This is a genomic window from Lysobacter arseniciresistens ZS79 (genome assembly GCF_000768335.1).
GTDB lineage: Bacteria > Pseudomonadota > Gammaproteobacteria > Xanthomonadales > Xanthomonadaceae > Novilysobacter > Novilysobacter arseniciresistens.
On record NZ_AVPT01000001.1, the window covers coordinates 119900 to 137685 of the forward strand.

The window sequence follows — 17786 nt, forward strand, 5'->3', positions numbered from 1 at the left end:
CACGCTGTTTCGCGCCAAGCCAAAGTGGGCCGCCTGAACGGGGGAAGCCAATGCCACGCTGGAGCCGCAAGCGCATGACCGCAATCATCGTGTTCACCATCCTGGCGACCACCCTCGCGGTGGTGCTGGCAATCAACTTCGCCACGCCGGAAAAGGAACTCGAACGCAAGATCGAGCATCACTATTCGATCTCCGACCCGCAGTTCCGCCGCGAGATGTCGGTGATGATGGGGCCGTCGGTAATGCCCGGCAATTCCATCACCGCGCTCGACAACGGCGCCGAGATATTCCCGGCGATGCTGGAGGCGATCCGCGGCGCGCAGGTGTCGATCACCTTCGAGACCTACATCTACTGGTCCGGCGAGATCGGCGAGGAGTTCACCGAGGCGCTGTCCGAGCGCGCCCGTGCCGGCATCCCGGTGCACGTCACCATCGACTGGGTCGGCAGCATCAAGATGGACCAGGAGCTGCTGGACCGGATGGAGGACGCCGGCGTCGAGCTGGAGCGCTACCGCCCGCTGCACTGGTACAACCTCAGCCGCATGAACAACCGCACCCACCGCAAGCTGCTGGTGGTGGACGGCAGGGTCGGCTTCACCGGCGGCGTGGGCATCGCCGACCAGTGGAGCGGCGACGCCGGCGACCCGGAACACTGGCGCGACATGCACTTCCGCGTCGAGGGCCCGGTGGTGGCGCAGATCCAGGCCGCCTTCAACGACAACTGGATCAAGACCACCGGCGAGGTGCTCAACGGGCCGAAGTACTTCCCGCCGCTGCAACCGGCCGGCGACGCCGACGCGCACCTGTTCATCGCCTCGCCCGCCGGCGGCAGCGAGAGCATGCACCTGATGTACCTGATGGCGATCGCCGCCGCGGAGGAGTCGATCGACCTGGCCGCGTCGTACTTCGTGCCCGACGAGCTGATCATGGGCGCACTGCTGGCGGCGCGCGAACGCGGCGTGCGCATCCGCATCCTGCTGCCGGGCGAACACATCGATTCCAGCGCCGTGCGGCTGGCGTCCAAGGCCAGCTGGGGCCCACTGCTGCGCGCCGGCGCCGAGGTCTACGAGTACCAGCCGACGATGCTGCACACCAAGCTGCTGATCATCGACCAGGAGCTGGTGTCGGTCGGTTCGACCAACTTCGACATCCGCTCGTTCCGGCTCAACGACGAGGCCAGCCTGAACATCTACGACCACGCGTTCGCGCAGGAGATGACCCGCACCTTCGAGCAGGACCTCAAGCCGACCAAGCGCTACACGCTGGAGATGTGGCAGCAGCGGCCGTGGACCGAAAAGCTGGCCGAACGCGTACTGTTGCCGATCAAGTCGCAACTGTAGGGGTACCGCGTGAGGCCGTTGGCGAGACTGCGATTGCTGCTGCCGTGCCTGTTGCTGCCGTGCCTGCTGCTGCTCGCATCGGCTTCCGCCCGGGCGGCCGCCCCCGCGCCGCTGCCCGCACCGGAAGTCGGTGACCGCGCGGCGACCGCGGCCGGCTTCGTGGTCGCCGAGGACGTCGCCTCCACCGTCGAGTCGTCATCCGAACTCGCCGCCAGCCAGGCGCTGGCCCGCCGGCTGCAGCGGATGGAGGGCATGGAAGGCGTCACCGTCACCGTGCGCGGCGGAGTCGCCCGGCTCGAGGGCGAGGTGGTCGATGTGGAGGACCGCGTGCTGGCCGGCCAGGTCGCCAGCCAGCAGCCCGGCATCTCGGCGGTCGAGAACCAGGTGCAGCTCAGCACGCGCCTGTCGGACCGCTTCGACGCCGCGATCCGGCAGGTCACCGGCAAGCTGGTGCGACTGCTGGCCGCCACCCCGCTGCTGGTGGTCGCCATCGCGATCGTGCTGGCGGCGTGGTGGACGGGCCGCTGGCTCGGCCGGCGCACCCGCCTGACCCGGCTGGGCGAGGACAACCCCTATCTCGACGGGCTGGTACGACGGCTCGTGCAGTGGCTGGTGCTGCTGGCCGGCGTGCTGATCGCGCTGGACGTGCTCGGCGCGACCGCGCTGGTCGGCGCGGTGCTCGGCTCGGCCGGCGTGCTCGGGCTGGTGCTGGGCTTCGCGTTCAAGGACATCGCCGAGAATTACGTCGCCGGCGTGCTGCTGAGCCTGCGCCGGCCGTTCGCGCCGGGCGACCACCTGCGGGTCGAGGGCTTCGAGGGCAAGGTGGCCGCGCTGACCTCGCGCGCGACGGTCATGGTCACGCTGGAGGGCAACCACCTGAGCCTGCCCAACGCGCTGGTGTTCAAGTCGGTGGTGCTCAACTTCACCCGCAACCCGAACCGCCGCTTCGACTTCATCATCCCGGTCGATCCGGGCGAGTCACTCGGCGAGGCCGGCGACCGGGCGCTGGAGCGGATCGCCGCGGTGCCGGGCGTGCTGACCGAGCCGGGGCCGTCGTGGCAGATCCGCGGCTACGAGGGCGCCGGCATCGACCTGCAGTTCTTCGGCTGGGTCGACCAGCGCCACAGCGACCTCGGCCGCACCCGCAGCGAGGCGCTGCGCCAGGCCAAGGCCGCGCTGGCCGAGGCGGGTGTCGAGGGGCCGCGCTCGGTTCACTTCGTCCGCAACCTGCCCGACGCCGACACCGCCCCGCGCGGCACCACCGGCGCCGAAGCGGAGGCGGCCAGCTGCGACACCTCGGTCAACCGCGACATCGACGCCCAGCTGGCCGCCGAGCAACGCGCGCTCTCCGGCGATAACCTGATCTGACCCCGCCGCCGAGTCCATGGAATGAACCAGCCGCATCGACCCCGCGCAGGCCGCCGCGCCACGCCCGCCATCACACTCGCCCTGCCGCTTGCCCTGCCGCTTGCACTGGCCGCGCCGCTGGCCGCAGCGCAGTCCGCCGCCCCCAACCTTCCCGCGGCGGAAGCCTGCAGCCGGATCGAGATCGACGCCGAGCGGCTGGCCTGCTACGACGCCGTGCACCGCCACACCGCTATCGACCCGGCCACCGCCGACGCCCAGGCCAGCCGCGCGAAGGAGGCCAAGTCCGACATCGTGCAACTGGAGCGCCACGTCGACCGGCTCGAACGCGCCGCGCTGCCGCCGGAACAACGCACCCGACCCGGCGCCAACGACCTCTACAGCAGCGAGCCGGCGCTCGCCTCGCTGGAGGCGCGCATCGCCAACGCCGGCAAGGGCAGCCTGCTCGACAGCCGCTGGGAGCTGGCGCGCGACTCCAAGCTGGGCGTCTTCAACCTGCGCGCCTACAAGCCGGTGTACCTGCTGCCGGCGGTGTGGAACAGCAACCCCAACGAGCTGCCGACCAGCTCCAACCCCGACGTTCCGGCGGTGCACCAGTCGCTGAAGGACACCGAGGCGAAGTTCCAGCTGAGCTTCAAGACCAAGGCGGTCGAGAACCTGTTCGGCGACAACGGCGACATCTGGATGGGCTACACCCAGAGTTCCCGCTGGCAGGTCTACAACGGCGGCGACGCCTCGCGGCCGTTCCGCGAGTCCAACTACGAGCCCGAGGTGCTGGCGGTGTTCCGCACCGGCTACAGCCTCGGCGGCTGGCACGGGCGAATGGCGGCGATCGGCATCAACCACCAGTCCAACGGCCGCGCCGACCCGCTGTCGCGCAGCTGGAACCGGGTGATGGTCAACATCGGCCTGGACCGCGAGAACTGGGCGCTGATGCTGCGGCCGTGGTGGCGCATCTCCGACGGCGACGACGACGAGAACCCCAACATCGAGGACTACATCGGCCGCGGCGACGCCACCCTCACCTACGTCCGCAACGGCCACGAGTTCTCGCTGGCGGCGCGCCACTCGCTGCGCGGCGGCGACGACTCGCGCGGCGCGGTGCAGTTCGACTGGGGCTTCCCGCTGACCCGCAACATGCGCGGCCACGTGCAGATCTTCGACGGCTACGGCGAGAGCCTGATCGACTACGACCACCGCGCCACCCACATCGGCCTGGGCGTGTCGCTGCTGGAGTGGTTCTGACGCGTGTCTCGCCCGGTGTGACCGGCCTGCGCTAGGCTGCCGCCCATCATTGACGGACGGAACACGCCATGCAGGCACGACGCATCCTTTCACTCGACGGCGGCGGCATCCGCGGCCTGGTCAGCTGCATCTGGCTCGGCGGCGTCGAGGACGTGCTGGCCCAGGCCGGCAAGCCCGGCCTGCTGCGCAATTTCGACCTGGTGGCCGGCAGCTCCACCGGCGCGATCATCGCCTGCGGCCTCGGCCTGGGCCTGTCGCCCGACGCCATGCGCGAGCTGTACAAGACCCGCCGCCACGAGATCTTCCCCGGCATGGCCGGCCGTCTGTGGTCGCGCGCGACGCGGCTGCTCAGCGCCGGCCCGTCGGCGCCGCGCTACGACGCCAAGGGGCTGGAGGCGGTGCTGCGCGAGGTGTTCGGCGACACCGTCTTCGGCGCCCTGCCCACCCCCACCGTCATCACCGCCTACGACACGCTGGCGCGCAAGCCGGTGGTGTTCAAGAGCTTCCACCCCGACCACCGCGACCTGCCGGTGTGGGAGATCTGCCGCGCCTCCACCGCCGCGCCGACCTACTTCCCCGCCCACGGCATGACGATTGCCGGGCGCGCCTGCTCGCTGATCGACGGCGGCATCGTCGCCAACAACCCGACCGCCTGCGCGATCGCCGAGGCGCTGCGCCACGACCGCCAGATCAGCCACTGCGGCAGCCTGGTGGTGCTGTCGATCGGCAGCGGCGAGCGCAACCGCCCGATCCCGCTGCAGTCCGCGCGCGAATGGGGCGCGCTGGAATGGGCGGTGCCGATCATCGACGTGCTGTTCGACGGCAACACCGATTCGGTCGACTACATCGCGCGGCAACTGGTGGGCGACGCCTACTGCCGGATGCAGGCCGAACTGCTGGCCGGCCTGGACGACCTCGACGACACCAGCGCGACCAACATCGCCGCGCTGGAGATGCTGGCGACGGATTACCTGCAACAGGCCGACACCCGCGACAAGCTCAAGGCGCTGGTGGCGCGCCTCTAACGTCCCGGACCTGTAGGAGCGACGTAAGTCGCGACCCACTGACAATCGAAACGCGCGCCGATCAACGCGAACCATCGTTCGCACGATCGCGGCAACCACGTGTTCGATCGATACGCGGCGTTACCAATTGTCAGTGGGTCGCGACTTACGTCGCTCCTACAACACTGCGGACGACACATGCCGCGACCGCGGAATGGCCGCCCTGCACGCACAAGAAAAAGCCCCGCATCGCGGGGCCTTTCCGTTACGCCACCACCACCGGGATCTTCCCGATGCGCGCCTGCCAGGCGCGCGGGCCGCTCTCGTGCACCGAGTCGCCGTTGCTGTCGACCGCGACCGTCACCGGCATGTCCTGCACGGTGAACTCGTAGATCGCCTCCATGCCGAGGTCGGCAAACGCCACCACGCGCGAGGCCTTGATCGCCTTCGACACCAGGTAGGCCGCGCCGCCGACCGCCATCAGGTAGGCCGACTTGTGCTCGCGGATCGCCTCGCGCGCCACCGGGCCGCGCTCGGCCTTGCCGACCATGCCCAGCAGGCCGGTCTGCGCCAGCACCTGCCCGGTGAACTTGTCCATGCGGGTGGCCGTGGTCGGGCCGGCCGGGCCGACCACCTCGTCGCGCACCGGGTCGACCGGGCCGACGTAGTAGATGAAGCGCCCGGCCAGGTCGACCGGCAGCGCCTCGCCCGCGTCCAGCATGCCGACGATGCGCTTGTGCGCGGCGTCGCGGCCGGTCAGCAGCTTGCCGTTGAGCAGCAGGGTCTCGCCGGGCTGCCAGCTGGCGACCTCCTCGCGGGTCACGGTGTCGAGGTCGACCCGGCGCGCGTTCTGCGGGCTGTAGGTCAGCTCCGGCCAGTCCGCCAGCGACGGCGGGTCCAGCATCACCGGGCCGCTGCCGTCGAGGGTGAAGTGCGCATGGCGGGTCGCCGCGCAGTTCGGGATCAATGCCACCGGCAGGTTGGCGGCGTGGGTCGGGTAATCCTTGACCTTGACATCGAGCACCGTGGTCAGGCCGCCCAGGCCCTGCGCGCCGATGCCCAGCGCGTTGACCTTCTCGTACAGCTCCAGCCGCAGCTCCTCGGCGCGGTTGGACGCGCCGCGCTGCTGCAGCTCGGTGATGTCGATCGGCTCCATCAGCGATTCCTTGGCCAGCAGCATCGCCTTCTCGGCGGTGCCGCCGATGCCGATGCCGAGCATGCCCGGCGGGCACCAGCCGGCGCCCATCGTCGGCACGGTCTTCAGCACCCAGTCGACGATGGAGTCGGACGGGTTGAGCATCGCAAACTTGCTCTTGGCCTCCGAGCCGCCGCCCTTGGCCGCGACGATCACCTCGACGGTGTTGCCCGGCACCACCTTGACGTTGACCACGCCCGGGGTGTTGTCCTTCGTGTTGATGCGCTTGCCCGCCGGGTCGGCCAGCACGCTGGCGCGCAGCTTGTTGTCCGGGTGCGCGTAGGCGCGGCGCACGCCCTCGTGGACCATGTCCTCCACGCCCATGGTGGCGTCGTCCCAGCGCACGTCCATGCCGATCTCGAGGAACACGGTGACGATGCCGGTGTCCTGGCAGATCGGCCGGTGGCCCTCCGCGCACATGCGCGAGTTGATCAAAATCTGGGCGATGGCGTCCTTCGCCGCCGGCGACTCCTCGCGCTCGTAGGCGGCGGCAAGGCTCTTGATGTAGTCGACCGGGTGGTAGTAGCTGATGTACTGCAGCGCGTCGGCGACGGACTGGATTAGGTCTTCCTGGGGGATCGATACGGAACTGCGGACGGCGGGGCTTGCGGGGAGGTTCACGGCTGGCACCGGGCTGGCGGAAAACCCGCCCATTCTACCGGCCGGTCCTGCCAGGGGCATTGCATCCCGGGAACGCTACGTCCGCCCCCGCGGCCGGGCGGGAGCCGCCGCCCGGCTGCGGCCTGCTTGATGAAGCCGATGATCCGTTCCGTGGTGAAGCGACTCTTGCGCATGTCCGTCCTCTCTGGATGACGGACTCTACCTAGCTTCGAGTGGTACGGCTCAGTGGGGGCAGGTCACACTAATGCCGCCTCCTACGCCTATCCCTCCAATATTCAATCAACAGCGGGATGTTCAGGAGAAGCATCAGAACAAGCCCAAACAGCAGCCCCTTGATAGCACCGTTTGCAAAACCAAATATCAATGCGCCAGCCACTGCAATAAACAAGGCAGCTTGCTGATTCTTTCTCAGCTGTCGCTTAGTCATTGGGAACCTATCTCTTCCTATCAATCCGTTCTTCGACCTTCTTCTGCGCTGTCGCGCCGACCACATTAGCTGCTTGCTCACCAACCGCGGATGCAGCCGCATTGCTCCGTGCAGCCGCGCCAGCAGATTGCGTCGTCGCAACGATATGGGCGCCGATACCTTGTGGCGAACTGACAGGTGCTGAGGACATGCGTTGAGCTGTTATTGCGTCGGCGTTAGCAACGCGGCCAGCACCGAGACTAAGGCCTCCGCCCACAAGCGCCGCTGTAGCCATCTTTAGAGCATCAGGGGACTGACCATTAACGGAGCTGTCAGCAGCGGAGCCGGCTGCGCTAATGGCAGCGTTCGCAGCAGCTGTACGGTTGACTGACTGGGCAACCGTAATCGTTCCGCGCATAGCGGCTGCGCGTGCTACTGACGCAACGCCACCAGTCGCAGCACCAACGGCTGTCGCCACGCCAACCGAATTCCAGTTAATTGATGCGTTTGGATTAGCAAGCTTTTGCGCAGCAATCTCGACACCTGCGCCAATAATTCCGCCCCAAATCACTTGAGCAACACGGCCGTCGGGATCGGTGAACTTGTACGGGTTGTTGTTGGCGTACCAGTACCGGTTGAAGTTCGCTCCGGTTGCGCTATCGGCCGTCACCGGATCAACGCTCAGGAACCGCCCAATCTGCGGGTCGTAATAGCGCTGCTGCATATATGACAGGCCGGTCCGTGCATCTTCCACATGTCCGGTGTATCCAGGCCCATCCTTTAGTGATCGGTTCAGTACCTGACCATACGGCTCGTACTCGGTGCGCTCCAGTACGCCGCGGTTCTGCGCGGTCACCACGACCGGGCTGCCCAGTGCGTCGGTGTGCTGGTAGCGGTTGCTGTATGTACCCGTGACGGTGTCTTTCTCCCGGGTCGCCACCAGACTGCCGCCCAGGTAGATGTACTGATGTTGCTGTTTCTTGCGCAGGTCGCTGTCGAACATCAACGAGCCGGACTGGCTGTAAAGGCTGTACTTGCTGCCTGCACCCGTGACGAAATCACGCACGCGACGACCATGGCCGTCGTAGACGTAGCTGATGCTGCCACCGGCGGTGCTGGTACGCAGGCGATTTCCATAATCGAAGGTAAATGTCGCACCGTTCTTCTGCGAGAGATTGCCCTGCTCGTCGTACCCGAGACCCATCACCGTCGTGCCGCCACAGCCGCCGGTCTTGACGTTGGTCAGGCGCCAGAACTGGTCGTAGCAGTGATAATGATCGCGCTGTTTCGCACCGCCAATATGCACCCGGGTCAGGTTGTCGAGCACGTCGTAGGCATAGGTGGCGTTGGTGCTGCCGTACATCGGCGACACCACCCCGGTCAGGCGGTCGAGGCCGTCGTAGGTCATGGTCCGGTTGCCACGCTGGTTGCGACCGGTAGCGCCATCGCTGATGCCGGCGACGTTGCCATTGCCGTCGTAGTCGTAGCCGTCGTCCAGGAACTTCGTGGCACCGTAGGCGTCGACGCTGCGGTCAGGCAGGCCGCGGGCGTTCTGGGCCAACGTATGGACAATGCCGTTGCCGTAGGTGAACTGGCTGATCGCACCGTTGGGGTGGTAGCTGACGCCGGTGGCGAAGCTGCCGGCCTGCGCAGGCTGGCCGAGCGCGTTGGGCGCGTAGCCGACACTCAGCCCGCCAGGGTAGCCGTCGGCACTGAGGTGCCCGTTGGTGTTGTACGCATGGGTGATCGACCAGTCGATGCTGCCCCACTGCATCCGCTCGACCGTTGGCAGGCGGCGGCGGTTGTACGCGTAACTGCTGGTGACCACGTCGCTGCCGTTGTAGGCGGAGATGCTGGCCGGCAGGCCGTCGGGGGTGTAGCGGGTGACGGTATCGCCTTGGCCATCCGGGAAGCGCAGCTCGATCGGACGGTTGCGGGCGTCATACGCGCGATCGACCCGGCGAGCCGCGACCGACGATGCTCCCAAGCAGCCGCCGGCCGTGCTGTTGTAGCCGCCCGCCGACCACGCCAGGTTGCCGGCGGCGTCGTAGCCCATGAAGGTGTCGCCGGTCTCCGGCTCGCGGGTGCGACACAGCTCCTGATACCCGTTGTAGTAGTAGTCCCGATTGAGGGCGACCGTGCCGCCGGTCGGGCTGCTGCTGTTGCTGCGCCGCAGCCGGGTCGGCTTGCCAAACGGGTCGCGGGTGATGTGGGTATAGGCACCCGCCGGGTGCCAGATAGTGACCGGGATATCGTAGCTGGGCTGATCGAAGGTCTGGAACCACGTGCGGGTCTGGTTACCGCGTGGATCGGTGACCAGCGTGTAGGGCCCATTGGCGTTGTTGAGGTAACTCGTGGTGGTGGTCAGGTCACCCAGTTCGGAGTCCTGCGTCACCGAGCGTGCGCGCCCCAGCGCGTCGTAGGTGGTCGTCGCGCCTTGGAGTGCGGTGTCGGTCCAGACACCCAGCGTCCGCACCGGGTACGACTGGAACGCAAGCCGGCCCGCCGCGTCGTAGCGACTGACCACGATGCTGCGGGTGTTGACGGGATTGGCGCTGTCATAGGTCTCGGTCACCACTGGCCGCCACATGGCGTCGTAGTGGGTCAGCTTGTAGCCATTGCCGGTGCGCTCCCACATGCGCCAGTGGTTCGGCAGGCCATAGACACCGGACACGAATGAGAACGTGCGGGCGGCCGAGGTCCAGGCCACCGTATCGCCGTCGGGATAGTCCGTCAGCTTCAAGCGCCCCATGGCGTCGTACTGATACTTCGTGACGAAGCCGTTCTCATCGGTTACGGATGCAATGCTCCCGTCAGCATTTACCGTTGCGGACTGTGTGCTGTTATCGGCGTACTTGATGCTGCGCGGTATGCCCCGGTACCAGTTGGACAGGGTCGTTTGGTTGCCCGCGCCGTCCCGCGCCCAGGCCAGCGTTCCGTCGGCGTTGTAACCGAGCGACTGGCGGAGCTTGCCGAATGACTCGCGGGTCTGGGGTTGCGCCTTGATCGTGAAGGTCGTCTGGGACACCACATCACCGTCGCAGGCTGTACTACCCGGAGTCGAGCGAACACAAGCCACCTTGGCCGTCTGCCCCAGGACCCAGTCGTCGAGGTCGTCGTGGTAGGTCGTAACTTCCGTGCGGGAGTAGCTAGCAGCCCAGGTCGGGCAGACACCAAGGACACCGGACATGGTCGCGATGAGGGCGATGACCCTCCAGTATTTCCTGCGGCTCATCAGTTGCCCTCCTCATCCATAAGGGGTTGCGTCAATGGTTTCCCAGGGCCAGTGGACAGCGGATCCGGACAGAATCCGCCAGTGCACGTTCCTCCGCTGGGATACAGCACGACTGTCTTGGTTGCGGAATACGCGGTGCACCCCCCCGCGTTGCACGCGCGCACGCGATAGGCGTAACTGCCATCGAGCCGGTGATTCTGGGCGTGGTACTGCAAGCTACCGCTGTAAATTGAAGTCCACGCTCCACCAAGCGCACTCAGCTGGAGTTCGTAATTTGTCGCAGTATCAACGAGATTCCATCGCACCGTGTACACAGTGTTCGCGGGTGCGGTCATGGGAACGCTCAGCGCGGGCGCCGTCGGCGGTGGCCAGGTGACGGTTGTCACCCGCGTGGCGGAGTAGCCGCTGCATCCAGCAGCGTTGCAGGCACGCGCCCGGTAATCGTAACTGCCATTGCCCAAACCGGAGACAGCCTTGCTGCGCCCACTGCCACTGTATATCTGGCTCCAGGTACCGCTTCCCTGCTGTTGCTCCAAGCGGTAGTTGGTAGCGGAGGCAACAGCCGTCCAGCTGACGGCATACGACCCGTTGGAACTGGCTGCAGGCGTGGTCACGGACGGGGCGCTGGCGGGCGGCAGTAGAACTGCCGTCGTGACAATAGCCGAATAGCCACTGCACCCGCCGGCATTGCACGCGCGTACGCGGAAACGGTAGCTCCCATTCCCAAGCCCGGAAACCGCCTTGCTCGTCCCGCCCGCCGCGTGGATCTGGGACCAGGTTCCACCATCCTTGCTCTGCTCCAGCCGGTAGGAGGTGGCGGTTGCAACCGCGCTCCAACTGACGGCGAACGCACCTGTGTTGCTGGAGGCCGGTGCCGATACCGCGGGAGCGCTTCCGGGTGGCAGCGTCACCACCGTAGTCCTGAGCGCGGAGTAGCCGCTGCAACCTCCGGCATTGCAGGCACGGGCACGATAGGCGTAGCTGCCATTACCAAGGCCGGTGAGAGCCTTAGATGCGGCGGTGCCGCTCTGGATCTGCGTCCACGTCCCGCCGTCTTTGCTCTGCTCCAACCGGTAGTTCGTCGCCGAAGCTACGGCGGTCCAACTTACAGTGAACGCCCCGCTGCTACTGGAGCCCGGCGCGCTCACTACCGGAGCGCTCCCGGGCGGCAACGTGACAACAGTTGTCGCGGCCGACGAGTACCCGCCACAACCAACCGCATTGCAGGCGCGCACACGGTAAGCGTAGGAGCCATTGCCGAGACCCGAGAAGGGCGTACTTGTCCCCGCCGCACTGTATATCTGCGACCAGCTTCCGCCATCCTTCTGCAGTTCCAGACGATAGTTGGTAGCCAAGGCAACTGCACTCCAGCTGACCGTAAATGCCCCGGTGCTGCTGGTGGCCGGTGTAGTCAGCGCCGGTGCGCCGCCGGGTGGCAGGGACACGGTCGTGGTCTTGACCGCGGAAAAGCTGGTGCATCCACCTGCATTGCAGCCACGGACCCGGTAGTTGTAGGTGCCGTTGACCAGTCCGGATATAGATTTCGCAGTGGCGGCGCCGTTGTGGATCTGGGCCCACGCGCCTGCGTCCTTCTGTTGCTGAAGCAGGTAACTGGTGGCGAGCGGAACGGGGCCCCAGCTCACATTGAATGCGCCGGTATTACTCGATACCGGGGCCATGAGGACGGGAACCCCCGTCGGAGGACGGGTGACAATCGTGGTCACCACAGGTGAGTAGCCACCACAGCTGTCGGCGTTGCAGGCTTTGACCCGGAAGTCATAAGCGCCGTTCGCAGTTGAAGTCACTGCATGACTTGCCAGACCGCCGTTGTAAAGCAGCGCCCACGCACCACCATCAAGCCGACGCTCCAATCGGTACGTGGCGGCGTCCACCTTGGACCAACTCACGGAAAAGGCGCCGGTGTTGCTGGTTGCGGGCGCAACGAGCGACGGCGTACCCGCGGGCGGATTCGGGGACGTCCCTGCGGCGGGAGCACGCTCTCGCGTCACCTCAACCGGTCGGGCGAACTGATCAAACGTATAGACCTGATAGTTGAAACTGGTGCCGTCCTGGACGACCGAGCGCTGATAGAGGGGGCGATGGAATTCCGACGCAAAGCCATCGCCGATCATCCGTGGGCTTGTTCCCCACTTGGCGGGGTACTCATGGTCCAACTGAGTCAGGTCGTAGGTGTTCCAGGTAGTGCGAAGAATCGCCGTGCCCTGCCCTTCCTCGACTTTCAGCAGTTTGCCTTCGTTGTAGCGGTAGCTGTTTCCGTGGTAGTAGCGGATCCACTTGCCTGCAGGGTCGGTGACAGTGGTTCTGGAGGCACCCGCGCAGTCATCGCTCGTGCAGCGCGGGATGCTGCAGTCCATATTCGCCGGGCATACCGGATACGAGGTGTCGCCGCCGGGCTTGTACCAACTGATCGGTGACTGGTAGTCGTAAGTCCAGCTCCCTGCCGGCAAGCCGACCCCGCTGATCTTCTTTTCAGCCAACGACAGAGCGTGGTACGAGATCGTCCAGAAAGAAACATCGTCGTTCCCGTAGTTGTGGGGAACAGTGAACTTTTCGCAGTTCAGAGGGACATTGGTGCGTCCATGGAGCTGCGGCTTGACGGTGAAATCACCGACCGCACCGGATGGGTGGGTCACCCGTCCAGAGAAGGACTCGGGGCTGATCAAATCCGGTTGGTGCGTACAGGAGCGCCAGGGTTCGTTCGGGACTCCCCGGGTATACAGAATTTGTGAGTTGAGCAATCCCGCAAAATCGATGGTCCAGCGGGTTGCATCCGGCAGCACGACCGCCGACAGGGTCTTGTCTACGTTGTTGGCCGCAGCATACTGGTAGCTCCAGGTACGTCCATGCGCGACAACAGTGCCTACATTACCGGCCGAGTTGTAATGGATATCGATACGTCGCCCGTCGCTGGACTGGATTGTGGTCAACCGCACGGGCGCGGTCCGCGCGTTCGTGTAGGTGTAGGTGACCGAGTTGCCGAATCGATCTTCTATCCGCGTCGGATAGAGCACGTTGCGCCGGCGTGCGTGACGCTCGGAGTAGGTTTTGGGTAAACCCATAACTTCCATCGTCGTGGAAGCTTCGATCGCCTCTTCCAGATACTGGGCCATCCAGTCGAACCAGTACTTCGTTCCATCGGGGGAAATTGCGAGGAAGCCCTCGCCGCCCCCCGGCCAGTTCTGTATCGCCGGTAGGCACGCGACCCGGGTCTGGTCCGCCGTGATCCAGTAATACGGCCCACCCGCGGTGGGTTTGGGGCGCGATGGATCCAGCAGCAGCATTTCCCCACCCCCGGAGGGCAAGCTGAGGTTATGGCCCTGCCAGTAGTCCTTGGGCTGGAAGTATGTGTCTGCAACAACTACCACCGGAGGGCGCGCAGCAGTGACAGTCGTGACAGAACACCGCTTTCCCGGGCTCGCCGCTATCGCGCTGACCCAGTCCGGCGCGAACACGCCGCTGATGTTGGGAAGGTCAATTTCCCAATCCGCAAGCGGGAACTCCGCGTTGACATACGAGCCCTTACGCCCTTCAACGGAGAACGTACGGGTGAACTCGACCGGCAGGCCATTGTTACCGGGCAAGCTGACATCGGTAACGGAGAACGACAAAGCACCGTTGGAGAGACTTACCTGGTCTCCGAACAGATCGGGCCCCAGCGCGTTGACCTGAGTACTTGCTGCGACCCGCTTGCCGTACTCCTCCCACGCTTCGTTGGCTTCCTGCGCGGACGCGACGCCGCTTGCCAGCGAGAACAACGTGGCAACAAGATAAATTTTCATCCCCTGTCCTTCCCTGGATCCCTTGGCTGCCAAGGGACTTGATATCCATCGGTGCCGCAAAGGCACCGCCCCTGAACGACTATTTATAGGAGTCGTGAGGCTTTCGCAAATCCGGCGTCCCGATGGACGGTTGTTCCGCGTCGGGCGTCGGTGCAACTCAAGGGGTGGGCTTTCCGGGGCATGCCCTCAGCCGGACATCGACCGATAGTTCGTTTCCCCGGGGCATTGCACCCCGGGAACGCTACGTGCCCCCGCCTTGCCCCGGATCAGGCGAACGCCGACAGCACCCCGGCGACGTTGTCGCCGATCTCCGCGACCGCGTACCCGCCCTCCTGCACCAGCACCGTCGGCAGGCCGAGCGCGGCGATGCGCTGGCCCAGGCGCGGGAAGTCGTCCGAGCCGAGCCGGAACTGGCTGATCGGGTCGCCCTCGAACACATCCACCCCCAGCGATACCACCAGCGCCTGCGGCGCATACGCCGCCAGCCGTTCGAGCACGCGGTCGAGGGTGGCCGCGTAGGCCGCCCAGTCGGTCCCGCGCGGCAGCGGGTAGTTCTGGTTGAACCCCTCCCCCGCGCCGGCCCCGCGCTCGTCGGCATAACCGAGGTAGAACGGATACTCGGTGTCGGGGTCGCCATGGATGGACATGCACAGCACGTCGTCGCGCTCCCAGAAGATGTCCTGGGTGCCGTTGCCGTGGTGGTAATCCACGTCCAGCACCGCGACGCGCTCCAGCCCGCCGTCGCGCAACCGCTGCGCCGCCAGCGCGGCGTTGTTGAGGAAGCAGTAGCCGCCGAACATCGCGTGCCCCGCGTGGTGGCCGGGCGGCCGGCACAGCGCATAGGCGCCGCGCTCGCCGGCGAGCACCGCGTCGGCCGCGGCCAGCGCGCAGTGCGCCGACGCGCGCGCCGCCCGCCAGGTGCCTTCGACGATCGGGCTGCCGGCATCGAACGCGTAGTAGCCAAGGCGAGCATGCAGGCCCGCCGGCACACGGTCGCGGCGCATGCCGCGCGCCGGGAACGCACCCGGCAGCATGAAACCGTCCCGGCCCTCGGCGCGCCATGCCTCGTGCGCACCACGCAGGAAGGCGATGTAGTCGGCGTCGTGCACCCGCTCCAGCAAGGCGTCGTCGTAGTCCCCGGGCGCCTCCACCACCCAGCCCGCACGCGCGATCGCGGACAGGATGTAGTCGACCCGGGCGGGCATCTCGTAGCACGGCACCAGTTCGCCGCGGTGCAGCTCCTTGCCGCCGTCGTGGAGGGAATGGAGGGGGGAATGGATGAATTTCATGGCGCTCTTTATAACCGAGCACCCCGGTAGCGCTACCTCCGCCCCCCCGCGGCCGGGCGGGAGCCGCCGCCCGGCCGCGGCCTGTCAGATGCGCAGCATCACGAGCAGCCGCCGCAGCAGTCGCTGCCCTCGCCGCTGTGCGGCGGCGCCTCGCTGGCCGGGTAGCCGGCGGCGGCCAGCGCGGCCATCGCCTGCTCGGCGGTCAACAGGCCTTCCACGCGGACGCGCTTCTCGGCGGTCTTCACGGTGACCTGGGCGGTCGGGTCGGCGGCGCGGATGGCGGTCTCGATCTTGTCGCTGCACTTCTCGCAGCTGATGTCTTCCACTTCAAACAGCATCGGGGGTCTCCTGTGGGCCTCGGCGTCGTGCCGGAGTGGGTGCAGCTTCGCCGCCACCGGATGGCCGCGCCTTGACCCGGATCAGTTGAACGCGTTCCGGCGCTCAGCCGGGCTGCCGGCGTGCCGGCCGGTGCCACAGGAACAGCACCCCCGCCGCGCCGGCGAGGATCGACGCGATGAAGATCGCGATCTTGGCCGCGTCGAAGTCCTCCGGCTGGGCGAACGCCCGGCCGGCGATGAACAGCGACATGGTGAAGCCGATGCCGGTGATCAGGCCGGCGCCAACCAGCTGCCGCCAGGTGTAGTCGTCGGGTTTGTGCGCCCAGCCCATGCGGGCGGCCAGCCACGCGCCGATGGCGATGCCGGCCGGCTTGCCGACCACCAGCCCGGTGATGATCGCCAGCATCAGCCGCCCGTGGCCGTCCAGCACGCCCAGGCTCACCACCACGCCGGCATTGGCCAGTGCGAACAGCGGCAGCACGAAGTAGCTCGACCACGGCTCGGTCACCCGCAGCAGGCGCGCGGCCGGCGACTCCAGCCGCGAGTGGATCGCGTCCAGCACGTCCAGCGCGGCGCGCGATGGCGCCTGGCTGGGCATGTCGCGCTCGTCGCGGGCTTCGGCCTCGAACACCATCTGCGCCTGCGCATTGAGCGCGCGCAGGTTCGCCGGCGGCCGGGTCGGCGTCACCAGCGCCAGCACCACGCCGGCCAGGGTCGCGTGGATGCCGGCCTCGTGCAGGCAGAACCACAGCACCAGCCCGAGCACCGCGTACGGCAGCGGGCGGTAGACGTTCCAGCGGTTGAGCGCCATCAGCATCGCGCTGGCCAGCACCGATGCCAGCAGGTACGGCACCGACAGCGCGTCGCCGTAGAACAGCGCCACCACCGCGATCGCCGCGAGGTCGTCGATGATCGCCGCCGCGGTCAGGAACACCCGCAGCGCCACCGGCACGCGGTCGCCGAGGAACACGATCAGCGCGATCGCGAACGCGGTGTCGGTCGAGATGGTGGTGCCCCAGCCGTGCGCCAGCGCGGCCGGCGCGATCAGCGCGTACAGCGCGGCCGGCAGCAGCATCCCGCCCACCGCGGCGGCCACCGGCAGCGCCGCGGCCCGCCGCCCGGCCAGCTGGCCGATGGTGAACTCGCGCTTGATCTCCAGCCCGACCACCAGGAAGAACACGCTCAGCAGGCCGTCGTTGATCCAGCCGAGCAACGGCAGCGAGAACCCGCGCCCGCCGAAGTCGATGCCCAGCGGCGTGGTCCAGAGGGACTGGAACGCCGGGCCGACCGGCGAGTTGGCGAGGATCACCGCCAGCACCGACATCAGCAGCAGCACGATGCCGGCCGACGGCCCCCAGCGGACGAAGTCCAGCGTGGCGCTGCGCGCGCGGAAGCCGAGCGAGCCGACCAGCGCCTCCGACAGCGAGGCCTCGTCCCACGCACCGTCGTAGCGGCGGTTGTTGATGAAGAACGTCGGCGAGATGAACGCGCCGCTGGCCGCCGCGCTGCGCCGGTCCTCGCACACCCGTTGCTCGGCGACCGCCTCCACCTCCGGATCGCCGGCGCCCGGCGGCGGCAGGCCCAGTTGCTCCGCCGCGCGCGCCAGCTGCTCCGGCTCCAGCACCGGGTCGCCGGTCATCAGGTGGCTGTGCACCGGCCAGAAGCCGTCGGGGCGTACGGTCGCCGTCTCCGCCAGCACCGCGGCGGCGTGGGCGGTGTCGCTGTTGCTGATCGGGCGGTGGCGGAACACGTAGCACAGCCGCGGGCCGAATTCGTCGCGCAGCCGGCTGATCACCGCGTGCGCCTCGTGGCAGGACGGACAGGCGTAGCTGCCGTACTCCAGCAGCACGATCGGCGCGGCCGGGTCGCCCAGCACGTGGTCGCGCGCGGGGTCGATGGCGCGGTCGAGCCGGGACGTGTCGTTGTGCTGCATGGGCGGCTTCCATCC

The 17786-nt window shown here is 67.1% G+C and carries 10 protein-coding genes; 4 read left to right on the plus strand and 6 right to left on the minus strand.

Features of this window, described 5'->3' with window-relative positions; genetic code table 11:
- The first annotated feature begins 74 nt into the window (after nt 1-74).
- From N799_RS00580 to N799_RS00595, 4 genes are all read left to right on the plus strand, one after another.
- Nucleotides 75-1340: a phospholipase D-like domain-containing protein gene (locus tag N799_RS00580; protein ID WP_036206298.1), complete on the plus strand. Its 1266-nt coding sequence runs from the start codon at nt 75-77 to the stop codon at nt 1338-1340.
- 33 nt (nt 1341-1373) lie between these two features.
- On the plus strand, nt 1374-2708 hold the full coding sequence (locus N799_RS00585) for a mechanosensitive ion channel domain-containing protein (RefSeq protein ID WP_052100843.1): 1335 nt from the start codon (nt 1374-1376) through the stop codon (nt 2706-2708).
- A 21-nt stretch (nt 2709-2729) separates the two neighbouring features.
- The gene (locus N799_RS00590) at nt 2730-3950 is read left to right on the plus strand and encodes a phospholipase A (protein ID WP_052100845.1); all 1221 of its coding nucleotides are present in this window, start codon (nt 2730-2732) and stop codon (nt 3948-3950) included.
- A 68-nt stretch (nt 3951-4018) separates the two neighbouring features.
- Nucleotides 4019-4975: a patatin-like phospholipase family protein gene (locus N799_RS00595; RefSeq protein ID WP_036206302.1), complete on the plus strand. Its 957-nt coding sequence runs from the start codon at nt 4019-4021 to the stop codon at nt 4973-4975.
- A 244-nt stretch (nt 4976-5219) separates the two neighbouring features.
- Here the strand turns inward: N799_RS00595 and N799_RS00600 are convergent, their stop codons facing one another.
- The 6 genes from N799_RS00600 to nhaA all read right to left on the minus strand — a co-directional run bounded on the left by N799_RS00600 (nt 5220) and on the right by nhaA (nt 17771).
- Nucleotides 5220-6770 (minus strand): fumarate hydratase, encoded by a 1551-nt coding sequence (locus N799_RS00600; protein ID WP_238978670.1) that lies wholly within the window; start codon nt 6768-6770, stop codon nt 5220-5222.
- Between the two features lie 434 nt (nt 6771-7204).
- Complete coding sequence (locus tag N799_RS00605) at nt 7205-10411, minus strand: RHS repeat-associated core domain-containing protein (protein ID WP_052100847.1); 3207 nt, start codon at nt 10409-10411, stop codon at nt 7205-7207.
- Entirely contained in the window at nt 10411-14211 is a 3801-nt protein-coding gene (locus tag N799_RS15005) for a fibronectin type III domain-containing protein (RefSeq protein WP_152597742.1), read from the minus strand. The genes N799_RS00605 and N799_RS15005 overlap by 1 nt, the downstream gene beginning before the upstream one ends.
- Before the next feature lie 266 nt (nt 14212-14477).
- Entirely contained in the window at nt 14478-15500 is a 1023-nt protein-coding gene (locus N799_RS00610; protein WP_036206305.1) for a histone deacetylase family protein, read from the minus strand.
- 98 nt (nt 15501-15598) lie between these two features.
- Nucleotides 15599-15838 (minus strand): heavy-metal-associated domain-containing protein, encoded by a 240-nt coding sequence (locus N799_RS00615; RefSeq protein WP_052100849.1) that lies wholly within the window; start codon nt 15836-15838, stop codon nt 15599-15601.
- Between the two features lie 103 nt (nt 15839-15941).
- On the minus strand, nt 15942-17771 hold the full coding sequence (gene nhaA / locus N799_RS00620) for a Na+/H+ antiporter NhaA (protein ID WP_036206309.1): 1830 nt from the start codon (nt 17769-17771) through the stop codon (nt 15942-15944).
- Nucleotides 17772-17786 lie beyond the last annotated feature (15 nt).